We start from the raw sequence: 5,446 nt of genomic DNA on the forward strand, positions 1-5,446 counted from the left end.
GTTGGTGCCGTCCTCGTCGGGTTTCAGCGGCAGCGTGGCGAAGGGGCCGGCGGGCAGGAAATGCTCTTCGGCGCGACCATTGTGCGGCCGCTCGTGAGCGACGGTGCAGACGATGCCGGACTGGCCGTATTCCCACTTGACCGTCTTGATGCCGGCCATGTCGCGCAGTTTCGAATTGACGCCGTCGGCGGCAACCAGCAGCCGCGCCGTCAACGTGGCGCCGTCGGCCAGGTGCACCGTGATGCCGGCGCCATTGGTCTCAAAACCTCGCACCGCCACGCCTTCGATTATGTCGATGCCGAGCTTTTCGGCTTTGGCCCGCAAGGCGCCGTTCAACGCCCGGTTGGCGACCATGTGCGCGAAGGGTTCGCCCGGCGCCACCTCGCCGCCGAAGGTCAGGAAAACCGGGCGCACCGGATCGGCGCTGCGTGAATCGGTGATGATCATCTCGGTGATCGCTTGCGCCCTCGGCGCGATTTCGGCCCAGACGCCGAGCTGGTCGAGCATGCGGCACGCGGCCGCGGCGATGGCCGAGGCGCGGCCATCCCTTTGCCAGGATCCGGCGGGCGCCGCATCGACCAGCGCCACGGCGAGGCCCGGCCGTGCCTGCTTCAGCGAGACGGCGGCGGCCAGGCCGACATAGCCGGCACCGGCGACGAGAACATCGAGCCCGGATCTGGTCTTGGCGTCGGCCTTGCCTTCCATTGTCCTGGTTCCTTCTCTCGGCGACCCTTTGCGCGCGCCGCCCGGGGGCTCGCGCCCTTGACGGCTCGTTCTTCCTGTCGGAAACCGCCATAGCAATTTTGCGGCGAGGTCACAAAACATGACGGCGGCGATCGACGAGCTTCTGCGCATTCTCGACCTCGAGAGGCTGGAACACAATCTGTATCGTGGTCGCAGCCCCCAGGTGGAGTGGCAGCGCGTGTTCGGCGGCCAGACCATCGCCCAGGCGCTGGTGGCGGCGCAGCGCACGGTGGAGCCGGACCGGTTCGTGCATTCGCTGCACGGCTATTTCATGCGCCCGGGCGACATCAAGGTGCCGATCATCTACGAGGTCGACCGCATCCGCGACGGCGGTTCCTTCACCACGCGGCGCGTGCTGGCGATCCAGCACGGACAGGCTATCTTTTCGCTGGAGGCTTCGTTCCAGGTCGACGAGAAAGGGCTCGAGCATCAGTTCGCGCTGCCCGACGACGTGCCGCCGCCGGAAGGGCTTAAGACGCAGCGCCAGCTGCTCGAAACTGCCGACCGGGTGCCGGAAGCGGTGCGCCGTTTCTGGGCGCGCGAGCGGCCGCTGGAACTGAGACCCGTCAATCTCCAGCACTATGAAAGCCGCGACAAGCTGCCGCCTCGGCAGAATGTCTGGATCCGCCTTGCCGGTCCCGTCCCCGACGACCGCGCGCTGCAGTCGGTGCTGCTCGCCTATCTTTCCGACATGACGTTGCTCGACACCTCGACCTTCGCGCATGGGCGCGGCCTGTTCGATCCCGACATCCAGGCCGCCAGCCTCGACCATTCGATGTGGTTCCACCGGCCGCATTCGCTCGATGGCTGGCTGCTCTATGCACAGGACAGTCCCTCGAGCTCGGGATCGCGCGGTTTCAGCCGCGGCACGCTCTATGCCCGTGACGGCACGCTGATTGCCTCGATGGCACAGGAAGGCCTGATCCGGCTCAAGCGTTGAGCACTTTGCGGGTCTTGTTTGAGCATGATCTTTTCCGAAACCCAGCCTCGCCTTTTCGGGGTCACTCCCAAAGCCGGCAAAATAGGCAATTTCGAAAAATTGCATAATTTTTGAGCATATGATGCACCGCAGGCGCCAGCACCTGCCGGTTCCGGCCACTCCATTCCCTTTGTTTACAACAGGTTAATACCCTGCTTCGGCACTTGGCACGGAGCTTGAATCCTTGGGGGCACTCTCCGGCTCCTTGGGATCGGTGAAGGTGTGCAAACGCGGGGGACCGCAACAGCAAAGGGTGAAACCTTATGAAAATCGTGATGGCAATCATCAAGCCGTTCAAGCTGGACGAGGTGCGCGAGGCGCTCACCGCCGTCGGCATCCAGGGCCTGACCGTCACCGAAGTCAAAGGCTACGGGCGTCAGAAGGGACATACGGAAATCTATCGCGGGGCGGAATACGCGGTCTCCTTCCTGCCGAAGATCAAGATCGAAGTCGCGGTCGCGGCCGACATGGTCGACAAGGCCGTCGAAGCCATCACCGCCGCAGCCAAGACCGGTCAGATCGGCGACGGCAAGATCTTCGTTTTCGGCATCGACCAGGCGGTGCGCATCCGCACCGGCGAAACAGACACCGACGCACTCTGAGCGGCGAACACGTATTCCAATGGAGAGTTCAATGAATATTCCTTCCACCTTGAAGACGACGGGACGGGCGGCCCTGCTGGGCTCGCTCGCTCTCGCAGCGTTGGGCAGCGTCGCCGCCTTCGCGCAGGAAGCCGCACCCGCTGCGGCGGCTGCCGCGCCGGCTGCCGCTCCGACCCCGGTGCTCGATACCGGCAACACCGCCTGGATGCTGACCTCGACGGCGCTGGTGCTGATGATGACCATCCCGGGCCTGGCGCTGTTCTACGGCGGCATGGTGCGCAAGAAGAACGTGCTTGCCACCATCATGCAGAGCTTCGCCATCACCTGCCTGGTGACGGTGCTTTGGTTCATGTTCGGCTATTCGCTGGCCTTCTCCGACGGCGGCGGCATGAATGCCTATCTCGGCGGCACCTCGAAATTCTTCCACCACGGCATCACCACCGCGAGCCTGTGGCTGCCGGGTGTGGCCAACATCCCTGAATTCGTCTTCTCGATGTTCCAGATGACCTTCGCCATCATCACGCCGGCGCTGATTGCCGGCGCCTTCGCCGAACGCTTCAAGTTCTCGGCGCTGCTGATCTTCATGGCGCTGTGGCTGCTGGTCGTCTACGTGCCGATCGCGCATTGGGTCTGGGGTGGCGGTTTCCTCGGTACGGCTGGCGTTCTCGACTTCGCCGGCGGCACGGTCGTCCACATCAATGCCGGTGTGGCGGGCCTCGTCTGCGCGCTGGTGCTCGGCAAGCGCGAAGGCTATGGCACCACCAACATGGCACCGCACAACCTTGTCTATTCGGTCATCGGCGCATCGCTGCTGTGGGTCGGCTGGTTCGGCTTCAACGCCGGTTCGGAACTGGCGGCCGACGGCCTTGCCGGTGCCGCCATGCTCAACACCCAGGTCGCCACAGCCGCCGCGGCTCTGGCCTGGATGTTCGCCGAATGGATCATCGCCAAGAAGCCTTCCGTGCTCGGCATCATCTCGGGCGCCGTGGCCGGCCTCGTCGCGGTGACGCCGGCTTCCGGTTTCGTCAATCCGACCGGCGCCTTCATCGTCGGCATCGTCGCCGGCGTCGTCTGCTACCTCTCGGCGGTCAAGGTGAAGCACATGTTCGGCTATGACGACTCGCTCGATGCCTTCGGCGTGCATGGCGTCGGCGGCGTGATCGGCGCCTTGCTGACCGGCGTGCTCGCCGACCCGGCGATCAACAGCCTCTCATCGGGCGCTTCGCTCGGCAAGCAGATCTACGGTGTCGCCGTCACCATTATTTGGACGGCGGTTGCCACCTTCGTCATCCTCTACGTCGTCAAGGCGCTGGTCGGCCTGCGTCCCACGACCCAGGAAGAGGTCGAAGGCCTCGACATTTCCCAGCATGGCGAAGTGGTGCCGTAAGGCATCCTTGCCACGGGGCCGGCGGAACCCTCCTCCCGCCGGCCCCGTACCTCCAGGCACTTCCGGAAAACCGCGAAAGCGCCTTTCCTGGAATTGCTGGAGTTCTTTGTTTTTACGCAATTCCGGACGGAAAACCGCGAAAGCACTTTTCCTGGAATTGCTGGAGTTCTTTGTTTTTACGCAATTCCGGACGGAAAACCGCGAAAGCACTTTTCCTGGAATTGCTCGAGTTCTTTGTTTTTACGCAATTCCGGACGGAAAACCGCGAAAGCACTTTTCCTGGAATTGCTTTGAAAAGCATCCCGTCGTGACGTCCTCGAAAGGGACTCACGCCTTGAGGCCCGGATCGCTCCGGGCCTCTTTTTTTGGCAAATTCTTCTTTCTGGTGGAGATCAACTTCGCGCAATCACGTTCGCGTGAAGGAGATTTTCGAGGAAACATCGACCGCCCTGTCTCCGAACTGTGGAGGCGCCCGTCGTTCTGACGCTCGTGTTTCGAAACATAGGGAAGGAATTTGCTCATGAACCTCAAGGATATCTGCCTCGGGGCACTCGCGCTTTCCATGGTCAGCGGCTTTGCATTTGCCGGCGCACTGGACGAGCCGGACAACATGGCGCCGTTCTTCACCGATTCCAGCATGAAAACCATGAAGCCGATGGAGGAATTCAAGGCAGCTTTCATGGCCATGCCGAAGGAGAAGCAGGACGCCATGATGAAGGAATGCCAGGACGCGGCGATGAGCAAGCCGCACGCCGAGTTCTGCGCCAATGTGAAGATGCTCGGCGGCGCCAACAAGTAAACGCACGGCCGACCCGACCAATGGATGGCGGGCCGAAGCGCCCGCCATTTTCATGTAACGCGAGCGCTGGAGGTGTCGATGTCGAAAGGACGATCGCCGCAGCCTTATAGTTAATGCGCCCTTAACCTTCCCACGCCTAGTCTGGCATCCGAATCTGCCGGAGTGCGTCATGCGCTCGGGCCAGGCAATCACTGACGGGGAAGAGCATGCGTTCAGGGGCTTCAGCACCGCTCGCGCTGACCGATACCGGGGGCGGCATCCAGGCATTCGCGCGGCGCCAGGTCGGCCGGCTGGTCGGCGCCGGCCTGTTCGCGTTCACCGCCTTCGCCGTCGCAAGCCTCGCGACCTGGAACGTCGCCGACCCGAGCTTCTCGCACGCCACCGCCAACACCGTCACCAACGCCATGGGCTATGCCGGCGCGGTCTTCTCCGACCTTGCGATGCAGTTCTTCGGCCTTGCCGCGGTTGCCGCGCTGGTTCCGGCCGTCGTCTGGGGCTATCTGCTGTTTTCGGCGCGCGGCGTCGACCGGCTGCCCAAGCGCGGGCTGTTCTGGTTCGGTTTTGCGCTGCTCGCCGCCGCGATCGCGGGCTGCGTGGTTCCGCCCAAGACCTGGCCGCTGCCTACCGGCCTCGGCGGCGTCTTCGGCGACATGGTGCTCAAGATTCCCGGTGTCCTCATCGGCGGCTATCCGACCGGACTGGTCGCCAGCGTGCTCGCCATATTGCTGGCTGCACCGGCGCTCTGGCTGTTCGCCTATGGCGCGGCGCTGATCGGGCGCAAGAACGGCTTCGCCGTGATGGAAGAACCGGCCGCGGCGGACCCGCGCGAGGACGAGCTTCTCTTCGACAATGACGAGGACGAGGGTGACGAGGGCATATTGGCGCTCGGCGCCATCACCCATTGGTGGCTGTCGCTGCGCGCGTGGATGCATCGC

General features: G+C 63.6%; 6 protein-coding genes. 5 read left to right on the forward strand and 1 reads right to left on the reverse strand.

Features of this window, described 5'->3' with window-relative positions; genetic code table 11:
• The coding region (locus EOA36_RS26155) for an FAD-dependent oxidoreductase (protein WP_127280022.1) at positions 1-705 on the reverse strand (705 nt) is incomplete at its 3' end.
• A 118-nt stretch (positions 706-823) separates the two neighbouring features.
• On the opposite strand from EOA36_RS26155, the gene tesB reads away from it, so the two are divergent.
• The 5 genes from tesB to EOA36_RS26180 form a co-directional block, all read left to right on the forward strand.
• A complete protein-coding gene (gene tesB, locus EOA36_RS26160; RefSeq protein ID WP_023771879.1) occupies positions 824-1,684 on the forward strand; it encodes an acyl-CoA thioesterase II in 861 nt (286 codons plus the stop codon).
• A 302-nt stretch (positions 1,685-1,986) separates the two neighbouring features.
• Positions 1,987-2,325 carry a P-II family nitrogen regulator gene (locus EOA36_RS26165; protein WP_127280023.1) on the forward strand — a complete coding sequence of 113 codons (339 nt, stop codon included), beginning with the start codon at positions 1,987-1,989 and terminating at the stop codon, positions 2,323-2,325.
• A gap of 31 nt (positions 2,326-2,356) precedes the next feature.
• A complete protein-coding gene (locus EOA36_RS26170) occupies positions 2,357-3,712 on the forward strand; it encodes an ammonium transporter (protein WP_127280024.1) in 1,356 nt (451 codons plus the stop codon).
• 520 nt (positions 3,713-4,232) lie between these two features.
• Complete coding sequence (locus EOA36_RS26175; protein WP_127280025.1) at positions 4,233-4,511, forward strand: hypothetical protein; 279 nt, start codon at positions 4,233-4,235, stop codon at positions 4,509-4,511.
• A 206-nt stretch (positions 4,512-4,717) separates the two neighbouring features.
• Positions 4,718-5,446 (forward strand): DNA translocase FtsK 4TM domain-containing protein (locus EOA36_RS26180; RefSeq protein WP_189553360.1); only part of this gene is annotated, 729 nt, incomplete at its 3' end.

The organism is Mesorhizobium sp. M8A.F.Ca.ET.021.01.1.1 (assembly GCF_003998025.1).
In the GTDB taxonomy this organism is placed as follows: Bacteria; Pseudomonadota; Alphaproteobacteria; order Rhizobiales; family Rhizobiaceae; genus Mesorhizobium.

Excerpts from the sequence above, each read along its gene's own strand:
- tesB (WP_023771879.1), top strand. The coding sequence starts at position 824 with ATGACGGCGGCGATCGACGAGCTTCTGCGCATTCTCGACCTCGAGAGG.
- EOA36_RS26165 (WP_127280023.1), top strand. The coding sequence starts at position 1,987 with ATGAAAATCGTGATGGCAATCATCAAGCCGTTCAAGCTGGACGAGGTG.
- EOA36_RS26170 (WP_127280024.1), top strand. The coding sequence starts at position 2,357 with ATGAATATTCCTTCCACCTTGAAGACGACGGGACGGGCGGCCCTGCTG.
- EOA36_RS26175 (WP_127280025.1), top strand. The coding sequence starts at position 4,233 with ATGAACCTCAAGGATATCTGCCTCGGGGCACTCGCGCTTTCCATGGTC.